The sequence below is a fragment of the Nonomuraea sp. NPDC052265 genome (genome assembly GCF_044547985.1).
Lineage (GTDB): Bacteria > Actinomycetota > Actinomycetes > Streptosporangiales > Streptosporangiaceae > Nonomuraea.
Window position 1 is genome coordinate 458,293 of sequence record NZ_JBIUBJ010000004.1, and the last position, 20,132, is coordinate 478,424.

22 protein-coding genes are annotated in these 20,132 nt (G+C 73.6%); 9 read left to right on the forward strand and 13 right to left on the reverse strand.

All coding sequences use genetic code 11. From position 1 onward, the window contains the following. Positions 1-7: 7 nt before the first annotated feature. A complete protein-coding gene (locus tag ACIHAD_RS15700; RefSeq protein WP_397355120.1) occupies positions 8-157 on the reverse strand; it encodes a hypothetical protein in 150 nt (49 codons plus the stop codon). A 76-nt stretch (positions 158-233) separates the two neighbouring features. Between ACIHAD_RS15700 and ACIHAD_RS15705 the strand changes: the two genes are divergently transcribed. From ACIHAD_RS15705 to ACIHAD_RS15715, 3 genes are all read left to right on the forward strand, one after another. Further along, positions 234-1,103, forward strand: a complete 870-nt coding sequence (locus ACIHAD_RS15705) for a LysR family transcriptional regulator (protein ID WP_397355121.1) — start codon at positions 234-236, stop codon at positions 1,101-1,103. Between the two features lie 19 nt (positions 1,104-1,122). Then, complete coding sequence (locus ACIHAD_RS15710; RefSeq protein WP_397355122.1) at positions 1,123-1,410, forward strand: hypothetical protein; 288 nt, start codon at positions 1,123-1,125, stop codon at positions 1,408-1,410. 143 nt (positions 1,411-1,553) lie between these two features. Next, positions 1,554-2,054: a DUF1772 domain-containing protein gene (locus tag ACIHAD_RS15715; protein WP_397355123.1), complete on the forward strand. Its 501-nt coding sequence runs from the start codon at positions 1,554-1,556 to the stop codon at positions 2,052-2,054. Here the strand turns inward: ACIHAD_RS15715 and ACIHAD_RS15720 are convergent. Together ACIHAD_RS15720 and ACIHAD_RS15725 are read right to left on the reverse strand one after the other, a co-directional pair. Continuing rightward, positions 2,032-2,586, reverse strand: coding sequence for an AAA family ATPase (locus ACIHAD_RS15720; protein ID WP_397355124.1), 555 nt, complete (start codon positions 2,584-2,586; stop codon positions 2,032-2,034). The genes ACIHAD_RS15715 and ACIHAD_RS15720 overlap by 23 nt on opposite strands. A gap of 178 nt (positions 2,587-2,764) precedes the next feature. Further along, a complete protein-coding gene (locus tag ACIHAD_RS15725) occupies positions 2,765-3,373 on the reverse strand; it encodes a TetR/AcrR family transcriptional regulator (RefSeq protein WP_397355126.1) in 609 nt (202 codons plus the stop codon). 73 nt (positions 3,374-3,446) lie between these two features. Here ACIHAD_RS15725 and ACIHAD_RS15730 point away from each other — a divergent pair, with 73 nt between their 5' ends. After that, complete coding sequence (locus tag ACIHAD_RS15730; protein WP_397355127.1) at positions 3,447-4,634, forward strand: cytochrome P450; 1,188 nt, start codon at positions 3,447-3,449, stop codon at positions 4,632-4,634. 180 nt (positions 4,635-4,814) lie between these two features. Here ACIHAD_RS15730 and ACIHAD_RS15735 read toward each other — a convergent pair whose 3' ends face one another. The 6 genes from ACIHAD_RS15735 to ACIHAD_RS15760 form a co-directional block, all read right to left on the reverse strand. Further along, the gene (locus ACIHAD_RS15735) at positions 4,815-6,038 is read right to left on the reverse strand and encodes a beta-ketoacyl-[acyl-carrier-protein] synthase family protein (protein WP_397355128.1); all 1,224 of its coding nucleotides are present in this window, start codon (positions 6,036-6,038) and stop codon (positions 4,815-4,817) included. Continuing rightward, the gene (locus ACIHAD_RS15740) at positions 6,038-6,289 is read right to left on the reverse strand and encodes an acyl carrier protein (protein WP_397355129.1); all 252 of its coding nucleotides are present in this window, start codon (positions 6,287-6,289) and stop codon (positions 6,038-6,040) included. The genes ACIHAD_RS15735 and ACIHAD_RS15740 overlap by 1 nt, the downstream gene beginning before the upstream one ends. A gap of 90 nt (positions 6,290-6,379) precedes the next feature. Continuing rightward, a complete protein-coding gene (locus ACIHAD_RS15745) occupies positions 6,380-7,237 on the reverse strand; it encodes a lysophospholipid acyltransferase family protein (RefSeq protein ID WP_397355130.1) in 858 nt (285 codons plus the stop codon). Next, positions 7,234-9,441: an MMPL family transporter gene (locus tag ACIHAD_RS15750; protein ID WP_397355131.1), complete on the reverse strand. Its 2,208-nt coding sequence runs from the start codon at positions 9,439-9,441 to the stop codon at positions 7,234-7,236. The genes ACIHAD_RS15745 and ACIHAD_RS15750 overlap by 4 nt, the downstream gene beginning before the upstream one ends. A gap of 148 nt (positions 9,442-9,589) precedes the next feature. Then, positions 9,590-10,465: a lysophospholipid acyltransferase family protein gene (locus ACIHAD_RS15755; protein ID WP_397355132.1), complete on the reverse strand. Its 876-nt coding sequence runs from the start codon at positions 10,463-10,465 to the stop codon at positions 9,590-9,592. A 127-nt stretch (positions 10,466-10,592) separates the two neighbouring features. Further along, positions 10,593-10,739, reverse strand: a complete 147-nt coding sequence (locus ACIHAD_RS15760) for a hypothetical protein (RefSeq protein WP_397355133.1) — start codon at positions 10,737-10,739, stop codon at positions 10,593-10,595. Positions 10,740-11,048: 309 nt separating this feature from the next. On the opposite strand from ACIHAD_RS15760, the gene ACIHAD_RS15765 reads away from it, so the two are divergent. Continuing rightward, positions 11,049-11,933 carry a phosphotransferase enzyme family protein gene (locus ACIHAD_RS15765; protein ID WP_397355134.1) on the forward strand — a complete coding sequence of 295 codons (885 nt, stop codon included), beginning with the start codon at positions 11,049-11,051 and terminating at the stop codon, positions 11,931-11,933. 46 nt (positions 11,934-11,979) lie between these two features. On the opposite strand, the gene ACIHAD_RS15770 is transcribed toward ACIHAD_RS15765, so the two are convergent. Further along, positions 11,980-13,263, reverse strand: coding sequence for an SLC13 family permease (locus tag ACIHAD_RS15770; protein WP_397355135.1), 1,284 nt, complete (start codon positions 13,261-13,263; stop codon positions 11,980-11,982). 5 nt (positions 13,264-13,268) lie between these two features. Beyond that, on the reverse strand, positions 13,269-13,727 hold the full coding sequence (locus ACIHAD_RS15775; RefSeq protein ID WP_397355136.1) for a CBS domain-containing protein: 459 nt from the start codon (positions 13,725-13,727) through the stop codon (positions 13,269-13,271). A 441-nt stretch (positions 13,728-14,168) separates the two neighbouring features. Between ACIHAD_RS15775 and ACIHAD_RS15780 the strand changes: the two genes are divergently transcribed. The 3 genes from ACIHAD_RS15780 (at position 14,169) to ACIHAD_RS15790 (ending at position 16,943) form a co-directional block, all read left to right on the forward strand. Beyond that, complete coding sequence (locus ACIHAD_RS15780) at positions 14,169-15,176, forward strand: histidine kinase (RefSeq protein ID WP_397355137.1); 1,008 nt, start codon at positions 14,169-14,171, stop codon at positions 15,174-15,176. Then, positions 15,173-15,817: a response regulator transcription factor gene (locus ACIHAD_RS15785; RefSeq protein ID WP_364102240.1), complete on the forward strand. Its 645-nt coding sequence runs from the start codon at positions 15,173-15,175 to the stop codon at positions 15,815-15,817. Before ACIHAD_RS15780 ends, ACIHAD_RS15785 begins: the two co-directional genes overlap by 4 nt. A gap of 205 nt (positions 15,818-16,022) precedes the next feature. Further along, positions 16,023-16,943, forward strand: a complete 921-nt coding sequence (locus ACIHAD_RS15790) for a hypothetical protein (protein ID WP_397355138.1) — start codon at positions 16,023-16,025, stop codon at positions 16,941-16,943. Between the two features lie 30 nt (positions 16,944-16,973). On the opposite strand, the gene cydB is transcribed toward ACIHAD_RS15790, so the two are convergent. Beyond that, the gene (gene cydB / locus ACIHAD_RS15795; protein WP_397355140.1) at positions 16,974-17,939 is read right to left on the reverse strand and encodes a cytochrome d ubiquinol oxidase subunit II; all 966 of its coding nucleotides are present in this window, start codon (positions 17,937-17,939) and stop codon (positions 16,974-16,976) included. A 7-nt stretch (positions 17,940-17,946) separates the two neighbouring features. Beyond that, a complete protein-coding gene (locus ACIHAD_RS15800; RefSeq protein ID WP_397355141.1) occupies positions 17,947-19,320 on the reverse strand; it encodes a cytochrome ubiquinol oxidase subunit I in 1,374 nt (457 codons plus the stop codon). A gap of 157 nt (positions 19,321-19,477) precedes the next feature. Here ACIHAD_RS15800 and ACIHAD_RS15805 point away from each other — a divergent pair, with 157 nt between their 5' ends. Then, positions 19,478-20,125 (forward strand): pyridoxamine 5'-phosphate oxidase family protein, encoded by a 648-nt coding sequence (locus ACIHAD_RS15805; protein WP_397355142.1) that lies wholly within the window; start codon positions 19,478-19,480, stop codon positions 20,123-20,125. Positions 20,126-20,132: the final 7 nt, after the last annotated feature.

The window sequence follows — 20,132 nt, forward strand, 5'->3', positions numbered from 1 at the left end:
CGGCCCCTCAGTGCGAGACGAACGTCGGGTGGTCGGCCAGGGCGAGCATCCGGACGAAGTCGAGGAGCTTCAGCAGCCCCCGCCCCGCGAGCCGGACCGGGGCGGGACGGCGGGAGCAATAGGCGGCCGACCACAAGACGGGTACGTGTTGTTCCATGCGGACCAGGATGTCCCCGCGCATACCGATCGATCCAACACATCATCTCGCTGGCTGCCATCGCTAATGTAGATGGATGGAATTGCGCCAGCTCCGCCACTTCGTCGCCGTCACCACGCACGGCAGCTTCACCGCCGCCGCCAGGGCCGAGCTGATCGTGCAGTCGGCGCTCAGCACGTCCATCCGCAAGCTCGAACGCGAGCTCGGCGCCGACCTGTTCGAGCGCACCGGACGGCGGCCGATCCTCACCCCGGCCGGCCACGCCTTCCTTCCGGCCGCGCGGGCGCTGCTGGCCGACGCCGCGGCGGCCGGCGACGCCGTGTCCGCCGTGTCCGGGCTGGCCACCGGCCGGGTGGCGATCGGCACCATCCAGACGCTCACCAGCGTCGACCTGCCGGCCGAGCTGGCCGCCTTCCACCGCCTGCGGCCCGGCATCCAGATCTCGGTCCGCGACGCCCCGGTGGCCGGGCTGCTCGACGCGCTGCTCGGCCGCGAGCTCGACCTGGCCTACCTGGCGCTCGACGGCGCCGACCTGCCGGCGGGCCTGGCCGTGTTCGACTCCTGGGAGGAGGAGCTGGTGCTGATGACCTCTCCCGACCACCGGCTGGCCGGCGCGGAGCGGGCGCTGCTGTCGGAGCTGACGGAGGAGCCGTTCGTGGACTTCAAGGCCGGCACCGGGCTGGAGACCGCGGTGCGCCGGCTGGCCGCCGGGTGCGGGCTGCACCGGCAGATCACCTGCGAGGTCACCCAGATCCGGCTGCTGGTCGATCTGGTGCGGGCCGGGATCGGCGTGGCGATCGTCCCCCGGCGGGTGGCCGAGCAGGAGGGGCTGCCCACCGTGCGGATCCGCCAGCCCGACCCGGCCAGGACGGTCGTGCTGGCCGGGCGCGCCCCCGTCCCCGCCAATCCGGCCGCCAACGCCCTGCTGTCGCACCTCACCAGGTGAGGGTCGCGGGGCGCCCGGCATGACCCGCGAGGTCCGCGACCTCGGGCACATCCCCGCCCACATCAAGGCCCTGGTCGGCTGGGAGGCGATCGCCTGGCACACGGCCGAGTGGTGGCGCTTCCCGTGGGAGATCACCGAGCTGGTCACGCTGACGTCCGCGCGCCTCCAGGACGGCGGATGGCACGACTGGCTGCTGTGGGCGCGCGCCAGGCGGGAGACGGCGACGATCGCCATGCTGGAGGCCGATCAGGGCGAGTACCTGTCCTTCGCTATGATCACCCCGCGCCGGGATCCGCCCGCGCCGTGACCGCGCGCCCGCGCCCGGGGGCGGCCTGGATCCTGGCGTATGGGCGGGAGAGTCTCGGCCATGGCCGCGCTCCCCCGCTCTCGCGTTGACTTGTCCTCGCGCGTCCGGGAGGCCGGGCGCGGGACGAGTAGGGGGAAACACTGATGTCGGTTCTGCGCACCGTCGTGCTCATCGCGGCGACCATGGCGACGGGGCTCGCGGCGGGCGTCTTCGGGCTCTACACGCACACCATCATGCGTGGGCTCGGCGCGACGGACGACCGCACGTTCGTCGGGGCGTTCCAGGCCATCGACCGGGCGATCCTCAATCCCTGGTTCATGCTCAGCTTCATCGGCGCGCTGTTCTTCACGGGCCTGGCGGCGGCCCTGCACCTCGGCCAGAACGTGCGCGCGGTGCTGCCCTGGATCCTCGTCGCGCTGGTGCTCTACCTGGTCGCCTTCGTGCTCACGGTGGCCGTGAACGTGCCGCTCAACGACGCCATCAAGGCGGCCGGCGACCCGGACCGGATCGCCGACCTGGCCGCCGTGCGCCGCGCGTTCGACGAGGCCCGGTGGTCGGCCTACAACCTGGTCCGCACGATCACCACCACCGGCGCGTTCGCCTCGCTGTGCTGGGCGCTGGTCAAGAGCGGCCGGGTGGGCTGACCCCCGCCCCGCGCTCGATCAGCGCGACCCGGTCGGCCAGCGGCGCGGCGGGGATCTCGACGAGGTCGAACCCGAGGTCGCGGTAGGTCCGCTCGTGCAGGCGCTCGAAGTCGAGCGAGTCCTCGTAGCTGATCCGCCTGGCGGAGGTGGCCCGGACGAATCCCTGGTTGCGGACGAAGAAGACCTTCCCGTCGTACGTCCCCCGCGCCACCACCCGCTCGACCTCGCCGGCGAGCAGGCGCGACGTGCGGAACCCGAGATAGCGGCTGAGCGCCAGCGTGCAGACCGGCGAGCGGTCGAAGAAGACGGTCGTACCGCCTGCGGGCACGGCCTCCTGGCGCCGCCGCTGGAGCGTGACGACCTCGTCGACGAAGGCGGGCTCGCGCCAGGGCTCCTCGCGGCCGAGCGCCTCGCCGAGGGCGATGACGTCCGTGGCCGCCTCCTCGACGACGGTGTGCCCGTTGACCTCCAGCAGGCGCAGGACGGCCGTCTTCCCGGCGCCGGGAGCGCCGGTGAGAACGTGTCGTGGCACGACTTCTCTCCGATTTCGTGGGGGTTGATGTCAGCCTACGGGCGTTGATACATGGCCCATACATGGCCGATACACGGCCGAGTGCCCGGTGATACCCGGCCAAGGCCGGGCGGCCGGATGAGCGCGGCGGTCGAGCGGTGGCTGCTCGACCGGCCCGCGACCGGCGGACAGGCGCGGGTCACGGACGGTCGAGGCTCGACAGGCCGTTGACGGCGACCTCGATCCCGCGCCGCCCGGCGGCCAGGACGTCGTCCTCGGAGCCGCCCTGCTGCTGGGCGACCAGCCCGGCCACGGCCAGCGCGCCCATGAAGCCGCCGACCGCCGCCCCGGCCGACACCGGATCCAGCTCGGGAAAGACCTCGCACAGCGCGCTCGCCAGCCGGGGCTGGGTCTCCATCATGAGCGTCAGCCCGCGGGCGCGCAGCGCGGGCTCGGCGACCACCAGCCGCGCCCGCAGCGGCGACAGCGCGAAGTCCAGCTCGTCGTCCGCGGCCAGGCCGCCCACCAGGGACTCGAACATCCGGCTCAGCAGCTCCCCCAGCGGCTCCCCCGGCCGGCGATCGGCGATCACCTCCAGCATGGCCCGCTCGCGGTCCGCGGCCTGGAGGAAGAGCACGTCCTCCTTGCTCGCGAAGTACGCGAAGAAGGTGCGGGGCGCCACGTCGGCCGCGGCGGCGATGTCGGCGACGGTGGTCCGCTCGTACCCCCGCTCGGCGAACAGCCGGACGGCGGCCTCCAGCAGCGCGCGGCGGGTGCGGGCCTTCTTGCGTTCGCGATGACCTTCCACGGCGCCACCCTACTGCATGGCCTGCTTTTATGCATAGGTTGCAATTTCGCAGTCTCTGCGGTTTTCTGGGGGCATGGACATCCTCCAGAACCTGCCGCTCGAACGCGAGGACCCGTTCGAGCCGCCCGCCGAAATGGCCCGGCTGCACGGACCGCTGCACCGCATGATCTACGCCGACGGCCGTCCCGGCTGGCTGGTCACCGGCCACGCCGAGGCCCGCGCGGTGCTCGACGACCCCCGCTTCAGCAACACCTCCCAGGGCGCCGCGCCGCCCATCAAGGAGCTGACGCCGCCCGAGGGCCTGGCCGACCTGGTGATCCCGCCGGGCTTCTTCATCGCCATGGACGACCCCGAGCACTCCCGCTACCGCAGGCTGCTCACCGGCCGCTTCAGCATGCGGAAGATGCGGCTCCTGGAGCCCAGGATCCAGGAGATCATCGACGGCCGGCTCGACGAGATGGAACGCGCGGGAGCCCCGGCGGACCTGGTGAGCGCCTTCGCGCTGCCGATCCCGTCGCTGGTGATCTGCGAGCTGCTCGGCGTGCCGTACGAGGAGCGCACGCGCTTCCAGGACACCACCGCGCGGGCGGTGAACCTGGACAACTCCCCCGAGGAGCGCGGCGCGGCGGGCGCCGAGCTGATGGGCTACCTGTCGGAGCTGGTCACCCGCAAGCGGGCCGAGCCCGGCCAGGACCTGCTCAGCGAGCTGGTCTCCGGCGGCGAGCTGAACCACGAGGAGCTGACCGGGGTGGCCACCCTGCTGCTGACCGCCGGCCACGAGACCACCGCGAACATGCTGGGCCTCGGCACGTTCCTGCTCCTGTGCCGCCCCGAGCAGGCGGAGCTGGTGCGCTCCGACCCCGGCGTCGCGGCGACCGCCGTCGAGGAGCTGATGCGCTACCTCAGCATCGTGCACCTCGGCCCGATCCGGGTCGCCAGGGCCGACGTGCCGCTCGCGGGGCAGACGATCAAGGACGGGGAGACCGTGACGCTCTCCCTGCCGGTCGTCAACCGCGACCCGGCCCGCTTCCCCGACCCCCACCGCTTCGACGTCACCCGCGAGGCCGACCGGCAGCTCGGCTTCGGCCACGGCATCCACCAGTGCCTGGGCCAGCAGCTCGCCCGGCTGGAGATGCGGCTGGCCTACCCGGCGCTGCTGCGCCGCTTCCCCGGTCTGCGGCTGGCCGTGCCCGCCGAGGAGGTGCCGATGCGGCCGCGCGCCACCATCTACGGCGTGGCCTCCCTGCCGGTCACCTGGTGAACCCGCCGCGTTTGAGCTGCCGCCCTCCCTCGCAGAGAGCATGACGGACGGGACGATCACGGGAGGCGCGCGTATGGCCGGTCAGGACGGCGAGGAGCCCCTGCGGGTCTACGCCGACCCCGCCGGTCATCCGTTCTGCGTGTTCGTCTCCCGGCGGGGATGACCGTCCGGCGGACGCGGTCAGCTCGCGGGTGAGAGGACCAGCGTGGCGTTGTGGCCGCCGAAGCCGAACGAGTTCGACATCACCGGCCCCCTCGCGATCGGGCGGGGCACGGGCGCCGCGTCGATGTCGCAGCGCGGGTCGAGCCGGTCCAGGTTGGCGGTCGGCGGGGCGGTGCACTCGGCGATCGCCAGCACGCACGCCACGGCCTCGATCGCCCCGGACGCGCCGAGCGCGTGGCCGGTCACCCCCTTGGTCGAGCTCACCGGCACGGCGGCGGGCCCGAAGACGCGGCCGATCGCCTGTGCCTCGGCCAGGTCGTTGAGCTCGGTCCCGGTGCCGTGGGCGTTGACGTGCACGATGTCCTCGGGTGCGAGGCCGGCGTCGGCGAGCGCGGCGTCCATGCACCTGCGGGCGCCCTCGCCGCCGGGCGCGGGGGCCGTCAGGTCGTGGGCGTCGCTGGTACGGCCGTAGCCGGACAGCTCGGCGTGGATCCTGGCCCCGCGGCGCACGGCGTCGTCGAGGCGTTCCAGGACGAGGAAGGCGGCCCCCTCGGCCAGCACGAACCCGTCGCGGTCGGCCTCGAAGGGGCGGCAGGCGGCCTCGGGGTCGTCGTTGCGGCCGGACAGGGCGCGGCACCGGCTGAAGCCGTGCAGCATGCCCGGGGTGACGTTGGCGTCCCCTGCGCCGGCCACGACCAGGTCGGCCGAGCCGTCGCGGATCAGCCGCACGCCCTCGCCGACGGCGTGCGCGCCGGAGGCGCAGGCGGTGACCACGGACATGCTCGGCCCGCGGATGTCGTACCGCATGCCGATGGCGGCGGCGCCGGCGTTGGGCATGATCTTCGGGATGAAGATCGGCGACAGGCGCAGCGCGCCGGGACCGGGCGTGTCCAGCAGCGCCGACTCGTACGTCTCGGTGCCGCAGAAGGAGCTGCCCGCCACCACCGCGCGCCGCTCGGGCGGGATCGGCGGATGGCCGGCGTCGGCCAGCGCGTCGCCCGCCGCGCACACCGCCAGCAGCGACGCCCGGTCCAGCCGCCGGGCCTGCCGGTCCGTCAGGTACGCCGAGACGTCCAGGTCCGGGACCTGGCAGGCGAAGCGCACCGCCAGCGTGGACGCGTCGAACGACGTGATGGCGCGTGCCGTGGAGCGCCCGGCGAGCAGCGCGTTCCACAGCTCCTTGGGACCGGCTCCGGCGGGCGTGCGCAGGCCGAGCCCGGTCACCGCGACCCGGGGTCGCATCAGCCGCCCACCGCTGTCAGGTGGCGCCGGATGACGGCGGCCATGTCGGCGACGGTCCGCACCCGCTGAAGGGTCTCGTCGGCGAAGGTGCCCCATTCGTCCTCGACGGCGGCGTACAGCTCGGCGAAGTCCAGGCTGTCGGCGTCCAGTTCCTCGCGCAGGTCGGTGTACGGGCTGATCTGGGTCGTGCTGACGCCCAGGACCCGGGCGCAGTGGCCGCGGAGCACGTCTGTTATCTGGTCGTCGGTCATGGTGCCGTCCGTTCTCTCGGCGGATGGGTGGCGTGTCCGAGTGTGCTGCAGGAGGGCGGGCAGGTCCGGCTATGACACCTCAAATGTCGATCAAGCCGGGTCGAGGGCGTCCCTGACCAGCGACTCGGTCACCGCGGCGAGCGTGGCCCGGTCCTCGCGCGGGCGTCCGGTGAGCTCGGGGCGTACGGGGGGCAGGAACGTCACCTCGGCCACCAGGTTCCGGGTCGCGACCACCCGCAGCAGCGAGACCGGCAGGGTGTCCTCCCCGATCCAGGCGGCGCGGGTGGAGGGCGCGCCGCCTTCGCGGTAGCGCAGCGCCACCGGCCGCACGGTCGCGCCCGCCTCGACGGCGGCCTGGAACAGGGCCGGGTGGAAGGCTCCCATGGCCCGCCCGCACCAGGTGGTGCCCTCGGGGTAGGCCAGCACGGCGTCCCCGTCGCGCAGGGCGCCGGCGACCGCCGTGATCGCGGCGGGCAGCGCGGCCGGCCGGTCCTTGTCGATGAACAGGGTGCGGTGGGCCGCGGCCAACGACCGCACGAGCGGCCACCGCCCGATGTCCCGCTTGGCGAGCTGACGGGCCGGCGTGACGGCCGCCATGATCAGCGGGTCGGCCCACGAGATGTGGTTGCTCACCAGCAGCGTGCCCTGGCCGGTCAGGACGGGGACGCCGTCCGGGATCCGTACCGTGATGCCGAGCGCGCGCACGATCAGTCTCATGGCTCCCCGCGCCAGGCGCCCGCGCAGGGGTCCGGGGCGGCGGCGGAGCATCGGCGACAGGGTCAGGGCCGCGCCCAGGGCCAGCGCGCAGCCCAGGAGGCGGGCGGCCCGGCGGACCGGCCCGGCGGCGGTGACCGGCGGCTCGACGCAGGTCTCCGGCGTGCACGGCGACAACCCCGGCCGGGACGGCGGCCGCCCGTGGCGGTGGTCCTGGGCGCGGGTGGTCATCATGGTGTGCCCGCCGGCGGTCCTGAGGGCTCGGTCCCGTCCGGGCCGCCCGCGCCCGCGCCGACGGGGACGCGCCGCCGGTCCCCCGCAGAGCCGTCGCCGCTCCCCCGCCTGCCGCGCGGGAGCCGGGGAGCCCACCAGTTGACGGGCCCCGCCAGGCGCATCACGGCGGGCACGAGGAGCGTGCGGATCAGCGTGCAGTCGACCAGGACGGCCACCGCGATCCCCACCCCGATCATCTTCAGCACCGCCAGGCCGGAGGTCGCCACGGCGGCCATGACGACGGCGAAGATGACGGCGGCGGAGGTGAACAGCCGCCCGGTGTGCTGGAGCCCGATGGCGACCGCGGTGACGGTGTCGCCGCGGCTCCGGTACTCCTCGGTGATGCGGGACAGCAGGAAGATCTCGTAGTCCATGGACAGGCCGAACGCGACGCAGAAGATCAGCGTGGGCATGAGGGCGTCGATGCTGCCGGTGGCGGTGAAGTCGCCGACCAGCCAGCGCAGGTGCCCGTCCTGGAAGACGTGGACCAGGGCGCCGAAGGTGGCGGTGAGGCTGAGCACGTTCATCACCAGGGCCTTGGCGGCCAGCACGACGCTGCGGGTCAGCAGCGTCACCATGGCCAGCGTGGTCAGCGCGATCAGCGCCAGGGCCAGGGGCAGCGTGCCGGCGATGCTCTGCCTGAGGTCGTCGAGCTCGGCGCCCGGCCCGGCGAAGAGCGCCTGGCCCGGGGCCGGGATCGCGCGCAGGGACCGGACGAGCTCGCTGTTGGCCACCGAGTACGGCTCGTGCGCGGTGGTGACGAGCAACCAGGTGCCCGCCTCGCCGGTGAACCGCCGGCCCGGCCCGGGGACGACGGCGGCCCCGCTGTAGGAGCCGCCGGCCGTGTCCACGCGGAGCACGCCGTCGGTGGCGGCCAGGCGCCTGGCGTAACCGTCCAGCGGGCCGGTGGTGTTCTGGCCGGTCAGGCGCAGGTCCGGCAGCAGGATCATGGTGCCGCCGACGACCTGCTGCCCGCCGAAGTCCGCGCGCAGCGACTGGGCCGCCAGCGCGGCGGGCGCCCCCGGAGGCAGGATGCGGTCGTCCAGGGTGCCGAAGCGGGCGCCCAGGAACGGCGCGCCCATGGCCAGCAGCAGCGCGGTGGTGGGCACGGCCACCGCCAGCGGTCGGCGCATGACGGCGATCGCCAGGCGGTACCAGGGCCCGCGCTCCACCGGCGGCGCGGAGCGGCGCGCGGCGTTCCACGGGCCGGGCACGGGGAGCCGGTTGATCCGGTCGCCGAGCAGGGTGAGCACGGCCGGGAGCACCACGAGGCTGGCCGCCGCCGCCATCAGGCTGATCGTCATCCCGCCCACGGCCAGCGAGCGCAGGATGGTGAACGGGAACAGCAGCAGCGCCGACATGGACAGCGCCACGGTGGCCGCCGAGCAGGCCATGGCCCGGCCGGTGGTGCGCATGGTGACGGCGATGGCCTGGGAGGCGTCCTGGCCCTGGGCGAGCTGCTCGCGGAAGCGGGTGACGACGAACAGGCTGAAGTCGACGGCCAGGGCGAAGCCCAGCGCGCTGGAGATGCTCAGGGCGAACACCGAGATCTCCATGACCTCGGTCAGCAGCCGCAGCACGGCCATCGTGACGACCACCGCCAGCGCGCCGATCAGCACCGGCAGCAGGGCGGCGACGAGGCTGCCGAACACCACGCACAGGATGGCCAGGGTCAGCGGCGCGGCGATCAGCTCGGCGGTGCGCAGGTCGGTCTCGCTGCGGTCCTGCGCCTCGACGCGTACCTGGGCCTCGCCCGTGGCGGTCAGCGTCAGGGGGCCGTAGCGGCCGTGCAGGGATTCCATGATCCGGCGGGCGGCGTTGTTGCGGGCGGCGTTGTCGCCGCTCAGGTGCGCCAGGACGACCGCCGCGCGCCCGTCGCCGCTGCGCAGCCTGGACTCGTGGCCGCGCCAGTACGAGGTGACCCGCCACACCCCGGGGTCGGCCGAGATGCGTTCGGTGAGCCGCGTCCCGGCGGTGTCGATCCCGGGGTCGTCGACCGGGCGGGCGGCGCGGGCGATCACGACCAGGTCGGCGTTGCCCGCGTGGAAGGCGTCCTGGAGGATGTCGTCCGCCCGCAGGGACTGTGACCCGAGCGGCACGATGTCGCCCAGCACGAGCCGATCGTGCACGTCCAGGCCGGCCAGGAGCGACACGGCGAACGTCACGGCCGCGCCCCAGAGCACAACCCGTCGCGGCCACCTCCGCCCACGGCCGGACGGCGGCGAATTGCCCCACATCGGTGATTCCTTACGTCGAGTAACGGTCAGTCGAGGCCGCCGCGCACACGCTCCTCCGCGGCGCGGGCCGGGATGGTCAGTCGAGGCCGGTGCGCACGCGTTCCTCCGCGGCGCGGGCCAGGGCGGCCCGTCCGCACGGCCCGCGGTCGGGCGCGGCCGGCCGCAGGAGCGCGGTGAGCCGGACCTCGGCCCGCAGCCGCCGCGTCCCGGCCACCCGGGCGACGGACCCGGTCACCGAGTCCTCACCCACCCAGCTCCCGCGGCTCGACGGGCTCTCGCCCTCGTAGTAGCGCAGGACGGCCGGGCACACCGCCGCCCCGGCGTCGATCGCCGCCTGGAAGACCGCGGGCCGGAACGTGCCGACCTCGCGCCCGCAGGACGTGGTGCCCTCGGGAAAGGCGGTCACCACCTCCCCGGCCAGCAGGGCGTCGCGGATCAGGCCCACCGCGGCGGGCAGCGTGGACAGGCGTTCCCGGTCGATGAACAGCGCCCCGCAGGCCGCGCCGAGCGCCCCGATGAGCGGCCACCGGCGCACCTCCCGCTTGGCCAGCAGGCGGCAGGGCAGCGCGGCGAGCATGACCACCGGGTCGAGCAGCGAGACGTGGTTGGCCACGACGAGCACCCCGGCCGCCTCCCGTACGGCCTCCACCGGGCCGACGACCTCGACCCGGACGCCCAGCGCGCGCAGCAGCAACCTGGCCGCCGCCTGGACGGTCCTGGCCCGCCAGAGGCGCGGCGCGGCGCCCATGACGAGGAAGGCCGGCAGGGCGGCCAGCAGGACCAGCAGGGTGGCGCACAGCCGGGCCGCGCGGCGGGCCCGCCCGGCGGCGACGGCCTCCTCCGGCAGGCACGCGCGCACCGAGCACGGCGCCCGCGGCAACCACGGGTTGATCTCCACGCGCCGGCCCGCGCCGGTGACGTGCCGCCACGGCGCGGACGACCGCGCAGGCATGACGGGCGACGCGACGGGCGGTATGCCGGACGACGTCACGGGCGGTACGGCGGGAGGCGTTGCGGGCGGAGTCGGATAGGACACGCGGGACTCCCAGACGGTGATCGGCGGGCCGGCCCGGGCAGCGCTAGCGGCAGCGCAGGACGACGGCGGGCGGCGGGTAGCGCCGGATCGGCCCCAGAACGTGGACCGTTCCCAACGTCTCGCGCATCCGGCGCGGCAAGGCCCGGCCCAGGGACGTGGGCCGGGCGGTGGGCGTGGTGGCACCGGTCACGTCCGGCCACGGACGGGTGCGCGTCAGGCGCCGCGTCGCGCGGAGCGGCGTACGGGCCTCCCGGTGCCGGGACGGGCGCGTATGGGGCGGATGTGAGCTTTCCGAGATTTCCTGCGATAGCACGATCATGAGCGTCCCGACTTCGGAGCGGGCTCGGCACCGGTGGGCCTGGCGGCGGGGTGACAAGCGGATGATGATCCTGTTAGTGCAGGTTAAGCGCTATGCGGCCGAGAGCGCCGAATTTGCGGCACGTGTCGCCCGACCTTGGCCGAACGCTCGACAACCCGTCCGAGCCCATAGTGTGGCGAGGTGATCTACGCCAAGACGCCCCTCACCCCCGAGATCCGTGCGGCCGCCTCCCGGGCCTGGGGCGCCGAGGGAGAGGGCGAGCGGTTGCACGGCGGGGAGGAGTCGGCCGCCTACCGCCTCGGCGGCCACGTCATCCGGGTCGGCCCGGCCGCGCGCGGGATGGCGGAGTCGGAGTGGTGCCACGCCGTCGCGCGGCACGCCGCGACCACGCTTCCCGAGGCCGTCGCGCCGCTGGCGACCGATGGCGGGGCGACCGTCGTCGTCGTGGACGGGCGGCCGATCTCCTGCTGGCCCTACGTCGAGGGCTCCTGGCCGGACTCCGACGTCCCGGCGCAGCGCGAGGCGGGCGCCCGGCTGCTGGCCCGGCTCCACCGCGCGCTGGCCGGGCTGCGTCCCGGCCCGCGTCCCGTGCCCGCCTTCCAGGAGTCCGGCCTGTACGGCGACCCGCCCCCGGACGCCGCCGGCCTGGACGACCCCGTCCTGGACCGCTGGCTGGCCGACTTCCACGCCGGCCATCCCGTACGCCACCCGCTGCACGGCGACTACTACACCGGCAACACCCTGGCCGGCGACGGCCGGATCGTCGCGGTGCTCGACTGGGACGAGACCTTCGTCGGCGCCCCCGAGCTGGAGCTGGCCGCCGCCGCGCTGGAGTGGGGCGACGACCTGACCGGGCCGAGCAAGGAGTTCGTGGCCGCCTACCACGAGGAGGGCGGCACGGCGGCCCCCCTCGACGAGGAGTCGCTCGCCCAGCTCGTCCGGCACAAGCTGCGCAGGGAGTACGCCTACTTCCACAAGGCCGCCGCCTCGGGCGTGCGGCACGACGAGGAGGACCTCGACTACCACCGGGCGCGGGTCGAGCTGTTCCACCGGCTGCGGCCCTGACGCCGGCGTCCCGGGGGTGGGACCGGCCCACCCCCGCAGCCGCGGGTCAGAAGTAGCGCAGCCACACGTACACCCAGGCCAGGGCCGTGCTGCCCAGGGCGACGACGATGCCGTACCGGGTGAACTGCCAGAACGAGATCGGGTTGCCCGTGCGGGCGGCGATCCCGAGGGCCACCACGTTGGCGCTGGCGGCGACCGCGGTGCCGTTGCCGCCGAAGTCGGCGCCGAAGGCGAAGGCCCACCACAGCGCCTGCCCGGTGGTCGCGTCCGGTGCGGCGGCGGCCAGTTCCTCCACCACCGGCGCCATCGTGGCCACGTACGGGATGTTGTCGAAGAACGCCCCCAGCACGCTGGAGCCGAACAGCAGCGAGGTGGCCGCGGCGAAGTAGTTGTCGCCGAACAGGTCGATGGTGGCCCGCCCGATGGTCTCCATGGTCCCGGTGTGCACCAGGCCCGCGACCATCACGAACAGCCCGGCGAAGAACACCAGCGTGGGCCATTCGACCTCGCGCAGCACGTCCCCGAGCTCGACCCGGCACACCAGCAGCATGACCCCCGCGCCGACCAGGGCGATGATCGAGGGCGCCAGGTGCAGGACGGAGTGCAGCGCGAACGCCGTCACCACCCCGGCCAGCACCGTCATCGACCGCGCCAGCAGCGCGGGGTCGGTGATGGCCCGCCGCTCCTGCAACGCCATGACCTTGGTCACGTGCTCGGCGTTGTAGTGGAACGACCGGCGGAACAGCGGGTAGGTGAGCAGCACGAACACCCCGAAGATCACCACGACCGCCGGGGCCATGTGGACGAGGAAGTCGTTGAACGTCAGCCCCGCCCGGCTGCCGATGATGATGTTCGGCGGGTCGCCGATCAGCGTCGCGGCCCCGCCGATGTTGGAGGCCAGCACCTCGGCGATCAGGTACGGCTGCGCCGGGATCCGCAGCCGCCCGCACACCATCACCGTCACCGGCGCGACCAGCATGATCGTCGTGACGTTGTCCAGGAAGGGCGAGGCCACGGCGGTGATGGCCATCAGCATCGCCATCAGCCGGTACGGCCGCCCCCGCGAGCGTTTGGCCGCCCAGATCGCCAGGTAGTCGAACAACCCGGTCTGCTTGATCACGCCCACGATGATCATCATGCCGAGCAGCAGGAAGATGACGTTCCAGTCGATGCCCGCGTGCCCCGAGGAGAACACCTCCTCCCCCGGCGTCAGCCCCAGCACGGTCATCAGCCCGGCCGCCACCAGGACGACCTTGACCTTGTCGGCCTTCTCGGTGGCGATGAAGAAGAACGCCACCACGAAGATGGCCATGGCCAGGATCGCGCTCATCCGGATCAGTCCGGAAGGCTCGTGATGGCCAGGCTGGTCAGCAGGCGTTCCAGTGTGATCGCCCCGGTGAGGGTGGCGTCCGGGCCGAGGACGGCGACGAGCGGGCTGCGCGTGCGGGCCATCAGCGCCGCCACCTCCAGCAGCGTCGCCTCCGGTGGCACGGTGACGGGCCGGGCCGGCGGCTTGGGCAGGCAGTCGCCGACCGTCAGGTGGGCGAGCTCCTGCCAGAACACCTCGGCGTCGCTCTCGTCGAGGGTGCGGGCCAGGGCCTGGTCCTCCTGGTACGTGCCGGGGATGGCCAGCCGCAACACCTGCGTGCCCGGCAGCACGGTCGCCGGCCTGCCCCGCTCGTCCACCACGATCAGTCCGGGAAGCCGGTTGACGACCATCAGGCGCACCGCGCGCACCACGGAGTCGCGGGCCGTCACGGTCGGCAGGGTGACGGCGATATCGTGTGCTCGCATGGCACCGTCCACGGTGGTCGGAGTGGTCTGGGAACGGCGGTCCGCGCCGGTTCGGGGCACGGCCGCATGGCGGATCTTGATGGGATACCTCCAGCGGGGGCGAAGGTCGGAGGGGCGGCCAGGGGAGCTCAGGCGCCCTGCCCCGGCCACGGGACGGCGGCCGGCCCCCGGTGCGGCCCGCTCGTCAGATGGCCCCGGGGGACGGACCGCGACCCGCGGGCGGGCAGGAGGAGAAGCGGTCCTGCCGCCGCGGCCCGGAGAAGGTCCGTGCCACGCATCGCCCACCTCCTTACGGTCCGTCCCTGTTTTCCGGGGAGACCCATGCCATCACCGGGCGGGGGCCCGCGCCCATCGGGTCCGGCCCCCATATCGGGTGGGGGCCGAGCCGTATCCGGGCGAGGTCAGTGGACAGCGCGGGCGGCGAACGCCCAGGCTGGAGGCATGACAGACGCCGTCGCCACCGCGCCGGAGCCGCCTGGCCGCACCCCGGCCCAGGCGTTGTTCCGCCGCCTGTTCGTCATCAACGCGCTGGTCTTCGCCGCGGGCACGTTCGTGCTGGCGCTGTCGCCGGCGACGGTCTCCTCACCGGTGCTGCTGACCGAGGTCCCGGTGCTGCTGATCGGCCTGGCGCTGATCCTGGCGGCGAACGCGTTCCTGGTGCGGGCCAGCCTCGCCCCGCTGACCTCGCTGACCGCCCTCATGCGGCGGGTGGACCTGCTGCACACCCACGACCGGCTGCCCGCCGGCGGCAACCGCGACCTCAGGAGCGTCACCGACACCTTCAACCAGATGCTCGACCGCCTGGAGCAGGAGCGCGGCGTGGCCAGCGCCCAGGCCCTGGCCGCCCAGGAGGCCGAACGCGGCCGCATCGCCCGCGAGCTGCACGACGAGATCGGCCAGAGCCTGACCGTCGCCCTGCTGGCCCTCAAGCGGGTGCGCGACCGGGCGCCCGCGGAGCTGGCGGAGGAGCTGGGACACGCCCAGGAGGCGATCAGGACCAGCCTGGACGAGGTGCGCCAGGTCGCCCACCGGCTGCGTCCCGGCGTCCTGGAGGACCTCGGGCTGACCAGCGCCCTCACCGCGCTGGCCACCGACCTGTCGCAGACCGGCACGGTCGAGGTCATCCGCGGGCTGGCTCCGGGGCTGCCGCCGCTCACCTCCGAGGTCGAGCTCGTCCTCTACCGCATCGCCCAGGAGAGCCTGACCAACGTCGCCCGCCACGCCCAGGCCAGCCGGGCGACGCTCACGCTGACGCCCGACGGCGGCGACCTGGTCCTGCGCGTCGCCGACAACGGCCGGGGCGGCATCGGCGAGCCCGGCGCCGGCATCCGCGGCATGCACGAGCGCGCCCTGCTCATCGGGGCCCGCCTGAGCGTGCACTCGCCGCCCGGCGGCGGCACCGAGATCGTCCTCACCGTCCCGGGTGCGGCCAAGGAGAACGCCCGATGACCCGCATCCTGCTCGCCGACGACCACGCGCTCGTGCGCCAGGGCGTCCGCCTCATCCTCGACGCCGAGCCCGACCTGACCGTGGTGGCCGAGGCCGCCGACGGGGCCGAGGCGGTCGAGGCGGTCCGCACCCATGACATCGACCTGGTCATCCTGGACATCGCCATGCCGCGCATGACCGGGTTGCAGGCCGCGCGCGAGATCGCCCGCCGCCGGCCGGGCGTACGCATGCTGATGTTGTCCATGTACGACAACGAGCAGTACTTCTTCGCCGCGCTGAAGGCCGGGGCCTGCGGCTACGTGCTGAAGTCGGTGGCCGACCGCGACCTCATCGAGGCGTGCCGGGCGGCGATGCGCGGCGAGCCGTTCCTCTACCCCGGGGCGGTCACCGCGCTGATCCGCGACTACCTCCACCGCCACCGGCACGGCGACCCGCTGCCCGACAGCCTGCTGACCGCCCGCGAGGAGGAGATCGTCAAGCTCATCGCCGAGGGCCATTCCACCAAGGCCATCGCCGACACCCTGGTCATCAGCCCCAAGACCGTCGACCGCCACCGCAGCAACATCCTGGCCAAGCTGGGCCTCAACGACCGCCTCGACCTGACCCGCTACGCCATCCGCGCCGGCCTGATCGAACCCTGACCTCGGCGGACGCCCCCGTCCCCGGGTCCGGCGAGCCCGGCGGCCCGTCCGGATGGAGCCCGCGGGCGCAGTTCCATGAGACGATCGAGATCATGATGGGTCCGTTGGGCGCGAGCAGTCACGTCCTCCCCGCCTCCCTTTCGTCCTGCCATGCCCCGGCACGGGCCGCCGACGGTCCCGTCGCCACGCCGGTCGCGTGCTGAGCATGTCCGAAGACACCGTCGCGTCCTGGGACGCGTTCACCGGTCAGGGGGCCCGCGGCCTCGTCGCCCGCATCGAGGGGTTGCGCCCGCGGCGCGGTCCCGGCGACGGGGGCGAGGTCGCCGCGGCCGACGTCGACATCGTCGAAGGGCTCGGTCCGGCGGCGGCCGGCGTGGCGGCGGCCTGGCTGCGCGAGAGGCCGTCCCCGGCCCTTCGGCGTACGCGGCTGCGGGTCCTGGCCTCCTACCTGCGATGGCTGCGGGGGCAGGATCTGGCCGCCGACGTGCTGGGGGGCGGGTCGCAGGTCGACGCCTACTGCCTGGCCGCCCTCACCACCGGGCTGGCGCCGTCCGGCCGGCCGCTGGCCAGGGCCACGGTGGTCCGCAGGCGGGCCGTCCTGGCCTCGTTCTACGCCTTCGCCGGCCGGCACGGGCGGGCCCTTGCCACGCCGGCCGTTCACCCGCCCACCCCGGCCGAGCGGCGGCTGCTGCGCAACGGGATCGCCCGGCTGGCCGAGGAGGGCCGCTTAGCCGAGGCCGTGGCGGTCGGGCTGCTGGAGTCCACCGGCGCGTCCGTCGACGCGCTGGCCCGGCTGACCCCGTGCGACGTGCACCTGGTCGGCGGCGGCGACCCCGTGCTGATCACCCTGCACGACGGCCGGGGCGACATCGTCGCCTTCCCGCTCGCCCCCTACCTGCGCCGCCCGCTGCGCCGCCTGTGCGGCGACCGGCCCGCCGACCACCCGCTGCTCACCGGTGACACGGGCCGGCGCGTCGACCTGGCGTGGACGCGGGCCGCGCTCACCGACGCCGCGCTCGCCGCCGGTCTGCCCCGCCCCCGGGCCGAGGGCCTGCACCCGCACCTGATGCGCGCCCTGACCGTGACCGAGCTCGGCGGGTCGCCCGTGGACGCCTGGGCGCGATGAGCTCCGGGTCCGCGGCGGGTCCGGGCCGGTTCAGGCGGCGCCGGTGAGGCGGCGGCGGAACACCCAGTACGTCCACGCCTGGTAGGCCAGCACCAGCGGCGTGAAGACGGCCGCGACCCAGGTCATCACCGTCAGCGTGTACGGGCTGGAGGCCGCGTTGGTCACGGTGAGGCTGTTGGCCGGGTCCAGGGCGGGCATGACGTTCGGCCACAGGCCGCTGAAGATCGCGCATACCAGCGCGACCACGGCGACCGCGCTGGCGGTGAAGGCCCACCCGTCACGGCCGCGCACGGTCGCGGCCACCGCGCCGATCAGGCCGAGCGCGACCAGCGCCACGGCGGCCCACCGCAGAGCCCCGCCGCCGCCGTCCGAGAGCAGCAGGAAGGCCATCACCACCAGGAACGCCGCCGGGGAGATGCTCTTGGCCATCCGGGCGGCGGCCAGGCGCAGGTCGCCGGTGGTGCGCAGGGCCAGGAAGACCGCGCCGTGCAGGGTGAACAGCAGCAGCGTGGCCAGCCCTCCGAGCAGCGCGAACGGGTTGAGCAGGGTCAGCAGCGTGCCGGTGTACTCGTGCTCGGCGTTCAGCGGGACACCGCGCACGATGTTGGCGAACGCGACCCCCCAAAGGAAGGCAGGAAGGAGGGAACCCCAGAACAGCGCCCGGTCCCAGCCGCGGGTGTTGTCGCTCTTGCCGCGGTACTCCAGGGCCACGCCGCGGGCGATGAGCGCCAGCAGGATGAGGAACAGCGGCAGGTAGAAGCCGCTGAACAGGGTGGCGTACCACTCGGGGAAGGCGGCGAACGTCGCGCCGCCGGCCACCAGGAGCCACACCTCGTTGCCGTCCCACACCGGGCCGATCGTCCTGAGGACGGCGCGCCGGTCGGCCTCCTCGCGGCTCAGGACGGGCATCAGGATGCCGACGCCGAAGTCGAAGCCCTCCAGCAGGAAGTAGCCGGTCCACAGCACGGCGATCAGTACGAACCAGACGTTTTCCATGATGTCCTCAGTAGCTCAGCGCGGGGACGGCGGTCTCGGGCTCGTCCTGCTCGTGCGGCCCGATCCGGATGAACTTGACCAGCAGCCGGATCTCGATGATCGCGAGCACGGCGTAGGCCAGGGTGAAGCCGACCAGCGTGATGGCCACCGAGGGGACGTCCGCCGTCGGCGAGACGGCGTAGGCGGTGCGCATCAGCCCGAAGACGGTCCACGGCTGGCGGCCCATCTCGGTGAAGATCCAGCCCATGCTGTTGGCCAGGAACGGCAGGCCGATCCCGGCGATGGCCAGCCGGTAGGCCCAGCGGCCCGCGGGCAGCCGGCCGCGCCTGGTCAGCCAGAGCCCGGCCAGGGCGAGCAGCGCCGACACCATGCCGAACCCGATCATCAGCCGGAAGGACCAGTAGGCCAGGCCGACGATCGGCCGGTAGTCGCCGGGGCCGTACAGGGCCTGGTAGCGGGCCTGGATGTCGTTGATGCCCTCGACCTCGCCGTCCAGGGTGTTGGTGGACAGCAGGCTCAGGCCGTACGGGATCTGCAGGTTGACGTGGTTGCGGCCGTTCTCGACGTCGCCGATGGCGAACAGGGAGAAGCCGGCGGAGGTCTCGTCCTCCCACAGGGCCTCGGCGGCGGCCATCTTCATCGGCTGCTGCTCGGTCATGATCTGGGCCTGCCAGTGGCCGGAGAACGACACCCCGACCGCCGAGACAAGGCTGACGGCCAGCGCCAGCCGGGCCGAGGTGCGGAAGAGGGAGACGTCCCGCTTGCGCAGCAGGAACCAGGCGCTGACGCCCAGCACGAACGCGGCCGCGGTCAGGAACGCCCCGAACAGGACGTGCGGGAAGGTGACCAGCGTCGTGGAGTTGGTCAGGACGGCCCAGATGTCGGTCAGCTCGGCGCGGCCGTTGTTGATCCGGTAGCCGACGGGGTGCTGCATCCAGGAGTTGGCCGCCAGGATGAAGTAGGCCGAGATGTTGGTGCCGATGGCGGCCACCCAGATCGTGGCCAGGTGCAGCCGGGGCGACAGCCGGTCCCAGCCGAAGATCCACAGGCCGAGGAACGTGGACTCCAGGAAGAAGGCCATCAGCCCTTCCATGGCCAGGGGCGCCCCGAACACGTCGCCGACGAAGCGGGAGTAGTCACTCCAGTTCATCCCGAACTGGAACTCCTGCACGATGCCCGTCACCACGCCCATGGCGAAGTTGATCAGGAACAGCCGGCCCCAGAACCGGGTCAGCCGCAGGTACTCCGGCTTCTTCGTCCGGTGCCACGCCGTCTGCAGGCCGGCCACGATGATCGACAGGCCGATCGTGAGCGGCACGAAGAGGAAGTGGTAGACGGTCGTGATGCCGAACTGCCACCGGGAGAGATCCAGGACATCCATGCAGGCCAGGCTCCTCCTCCCGGCAGCCGCGCCGTAGGGCCGTGCGTCCCCGGGGCGAGGGACGTTGGTCCCATGAAGGGGGCGAAAGACCCTGTCCGGGGTACGGGGTGCGTGGATACCTTCATCAGGCACGGCCAGGCACGGGCAGGAGGAGACAGTGACACGGACCGGCGACTTCGGCCACCGCATCCAGTACCACCGGCAGCGGCTGGGGCTCACCGTCGAGCAGGTGGCGAAACGGGCGGACATGTCCGCCGGCTACCTCCGGTACATGGAGGAGCACGTGGACATCCCGGACAGGGGCACCCTGAACCGCCTGGCCGACGCGCTGGGGACCACCGGCCAGGACCTGCTGGGCGGCGGGCGCGACCGTCCGCCGGGGGTTGGGCCCGCGATGGCCGAGCCCGTCCTCGAGGTCCTCGAACGCGAGGAATGCCTGCGCCTGATCGCGCCCGGCGGCATCGGCCGCATCGCGTTCAACGGCTCGCACGGGCCGACGGTGCTGCCCGTCAACTTCCGCGTGCGCGACGGCGCCATCGTCTTCCGCACCGCCGCGGGCGGCCCCATGGACCAGGACCTGCGGACCGGGCTGGAGGGCGTCGAGGTCATGGTGGGCTTCGAGGTGGACCGCATCGACGAGGCCCGGCGGCAGGGGTGGAGCGTGCTCGTCCAGGGGCCCGCCCACCACGTGACGCCGGACGAGCAGGCCGGGGACGACGTCACCCCGTGGGCGGGCGGCGACCGGCCGCTCCACATCCGGATCGTCCCGCACCACGTCACCGGCCGCCGCATCCACTCGATGTAGCAGGACC

Bases quoted from the DNA above. Each gene is read 5' to 3' on its own strand.
- ACIHAD_RS15700 (WP_397355120.1), bottom strand. From the start codon at position 157: ATGGAACAACACGTACCCGTCTTGTGGTCGGCCGCCTATTGCTCCCGC.
- ACIHAD_RS15705 (WP_397355121.1), top strand. From the start codon at position 234: ATGGAATTGCGCCAGCTCCGCCACTTCGTCGCCGTCACCACGCACGGC.
- ACIHAD_RS15710 (WP_397355122.1), top strand. From the start codon at position 1,123: ATGACCCGCGAGGTCCGCGACCTCGGGCACATCCCCGCCCACATCAAG.
- ACIHAD_RS15715 (WP_397355123.1), top strand. From the start codon at position 1,554: ATGTCGGTTCTGCGCACCGTCGTGCTCATCGCGGCGACCATGGCGACG.
- ACIHAD_RS15730 (WP_397355127.1), top strand. From the start codon at position 3,447: ATGGACATCCTCCAGAACCTGCCGCTCGAACGCGAGGACCCGTTCGAG.
- ACIHAD_RS15735 (WP_397355128.1), bottom strand. From the start codon at position 6,038: ATGCGACCCCGGGTCGCGGTGACCGGGCTCGGCCTGCGCACGCCCGCC.
- ACIHAD_RS15740 (WP_397355129.1), bottom strand. From the start codon at position 6,289: ATGACCGACGACCAGATAACAGACGTGCTCCGCGGCCACTGCGCCCGG.
- ACIHAD_RS15745 (WP_397355130.1), bottom strand. From the start codon at position 7,237: ATGATGACCACCCGCGCCCAGGACCACCGCCACGGGCGGCCGCCGTCC.
- ACIHAD_RS15755 (WP_397355132.1), bottom strand. From the start codon at position 10,465: ATGCCTGCGCGGTCGTCCGCGCCGTGGCGGCACGTCACCGGCGCGGGC.
- ACIHAD_RS15770 (WP_397355135.1), bottom strand. From the start codon at position 13,263: ATGAGCGCGATCCTGGCCATGGCCATCTTCGTGGTGGCGTTCTTCTTC.
- ACIHAD_RS15775 (WP_397355136.1), bottom strand. From the start codon at position 13,727: ATGCGAGCACACGATATCGCCGTCACCCTGCCGACCGTGACGGCCCGC.
- ACIHAD_RS15780 (WP_397355137.1), top strand. From the start codon at position 14,169: ATGACAGACGCCGTCGCCACCGCGCCGGAGCCGCCTGGCCGCACCCCG.
- ACIHAD_RS15785 (WP_364102240.1), top strand. From the start codon at position 15,173: ATGACCCGCATCCTGCTCGCCGACGACCACGCGCTCGTGCGCCAGGGC.
- ACIHAD_RS15790 (WP_397355138.1), top strand. From the start codon at position 16,023: ATGTCCGAAGACACCGTCGCGTCCTGGGACGCGTTCACCGGTCAGGGG.
- cydB (WP_397355140.1), bottom strand. From the start codon at position 17,939: ATGGAAAACGTCTGGTTCGTACTGATCGCCGTGCTGTGGACCGGCTAC.
- ACIHAD_RS15800 (WP_397355141.1), bottom strand. From the start codon at position 19,320: ATGGATGTCCTGGATCTCTCCCGGTGGCAGTTCGGCATCACGACCGTC.